Source organism: Idiomarina sp. UBA4206, from assembly GCF_002383015.1.
GTDB lineage: Bacteria > Pseudomonadota > Gammaproteobacteria > Enterobacterales > Alteromonadaceae > Idiomarina > Idiomarina abyssalis.
The window spans coordinates 42,586-44,524 of the sequence record NZ_DFTS01000004.1 but is presented as its reverse complement, the minus strand read 5'-3'; the positions used below and the strand labels follow the sequence as shown (position 1 = coordinate 44,524).

The 1,939-nt window shown below is 44.6% G+C and carries 3 protein-coding genes; 1 reads left to right on the top strand and 2 read right to left on the bottom strand.

The annotated features are described in order from the left end of the window. On the top strand, positions 1–256 hold a 256-nt coding region (locus tag B3180_RS00560), incomplete at its 5' end, for an efflux RND transporter permease subunit (protein WP_286842260.1). A gap of 58 nt (positions 257–314) precedes the next feature. On the opposite strand, the gene B3180_RS00555 is transcribed toward B3180_RS00560, so the two are convergent. Together B3180_RS00555 and B3180_RS00550 are read right to left on the bottom strand one after the other, a co-directional pair. Beyond that, positions 315–1,358 (bottom strand): bifunctional glycosyltransferase family 2/GtrA family protein, encoded by a 1,044-nt coding sequence (locus tag B3180_RS00555; protein WP_222235404.1) that lies wholly within the window; start codon positions 1,356–1,358, stop codon positions 315–317. 21 nt (positions 1,359–1,379) lie between these two features. Next, on the bottom strand, positions 1,380–1,748 hold the full coding sequence (locus tag B3180_RS00550) for a hypothetical protein (protein WP_054487928.1): 369 nt from the start codon (positions 1,746–1,748) through the stop codon (positions 1,380–1,382). Between the last annotated feature and the right edge of the window lie 191 nt (positions 1,749–1,939).

Genomic DNA, 1,939 nt, shown 5'->3' with positions numbered 1-1,939 from the left:
GGGCAAGGAGCTGTTAGAAGCTACTCTTGAAGCCGTGCGTTTACGTCTGCGCCCTATTCTTATGACATCTCTGGCCTTCGTATTCGGTGTTATGCCTCTGGCACTAAGTGATGGTGCCGGTGCTGCAAGCCGTAATGCCATCGGAACCAGTGTTATCGGCGGTATGATAGGCGGTACTGTGCTGGCAATCTTCTTTGTTCCACTGTTCTTTTATGTGGTACGACGAATTTTCCCGCCCAAACAACCTGAAGAGTAACAGAAACAAAAAAACCGGAGTTTGAACTCCGGTTTTTTTTGGAAGCTGAAAGCTATTTTTAAACAGCCTTTTTAAAGACCAACAACTTTTGACCTCTGTAACTCAATAAAAAGACCAACCCTTCCGCTAGCGGTTTGCCAATAAATGGTGTCAGCCCTATGTATCTAAACGCCTCTGTTAGCCCATAGTTAGCAGCGACCAGAACTACCGCTAAACATCCGTATTTTGTCGCATCCCACGCAATATGAGAACCTTGCTTGAATACCCACTGACGGTTTAAAGAAAAATTAAACACTCCGGAAATCACTCTGGCTAAAATAATCGACTCAAGCACTTGTCCTGAAAAAAAGTAAGCCGTCGCAAAAACCGAGTAATCAAGTCCGGCAGACAAAATACCAATACTGGCAAATTTTAAAAACTTTCGATAAATTTTTATGGAGTCGACAATGGGCCGATAATGACTGGTTTCATTGCCTTCCTCATAGACCGTGGTAATTTCCTGAGACTTTATCCGGTAACCATAACGTTTAGCGGATAAAAGCATCTCTAATTCAAACTCATAACCGCAGCTGTTGAAGTCAACAAGCTTTTCCAAAAAGCCGACAGGAACTCCCCGCAGTCCAGTTTGTGTGTCTTTAATATCCTGCCCTGTTACAAGCCTGAAAATAACACGGGTTAACTTATTACCCACTTTAGAACGCAAAGGAATGTCATTTTCATCAAAAGTTCGGCTACCCAGCCATAACTTATCCGGATACCCCTTTAGGCGTGTGCAAACAGCAAGTATGTCTTCAGCAAGATGTTGTCCGTCAGCGTCAGCAGTAACCGCTCCTGAACAACGTTCCTCTTGCTGCGACAAAATCCATCGAAAAGCGGTCCGTAATGCAGCACCTTTTCCCTGGTTTTCCTCATGCTCTAAAATGTGAATGCGGTGTCGGTTGGCAAGTTCCTGGAAAACGGATTTGGACTGACTACCATCATCAACAATGACAATTCCCAGAAAGTGGCTCCAGTCCGGGTCTTTCGCTGTGACCTCATCAACAAGCGTCAGCAAGTGATGGTCAGGGTCCAGCGCAGGAATAACTATATAAGGTTTTTTCATTCGAGCACTGGACCCTGTTTTTTAAGATTTTTTGTCCTGATCGTCTTTAACTTCGTATTCCCCGTCGATAACCGATCCGCCATCCTCTCGCCTATTCTCATAATGTTCTTGTTGTTTTTGATGTTGGCGTTGTTGTTCCTGGTAGTGCTCTTTGGCTTGTTTACGCATTCGCCAAACCTGTTTAATTGTGTGGCGCTGACGCCACATTACAGGAATTGCCAGCAGCAATAAAACTACCGCAATGACCATACCAAACGCCAGTCCAAGACCCACTAAAACCAGCAATAAAAAAAGGCCCAGCAAACGACTGAGCCAGTTACCGGAGGAACTTCCTCCGGTACGTGAACCTTGGTTGAAACGGACATAAACTTTATCTCGTTTATGAGTCATAACTGCTCCTAAAAAATGACTGCAAAGTTAAGACAACTTACGGCAGCGACCGTTCCTACAAGGTTATCTTAACGCTTATTTTCGCATATCTTCTGTTGCTTTACGCGCTGCCTCAAATTCATTTCCGGGTGCCCACTGAGGCCACTCGCGTGAATTTGCCAACTCGTTACCTATTGAGTAGAAGATAGATC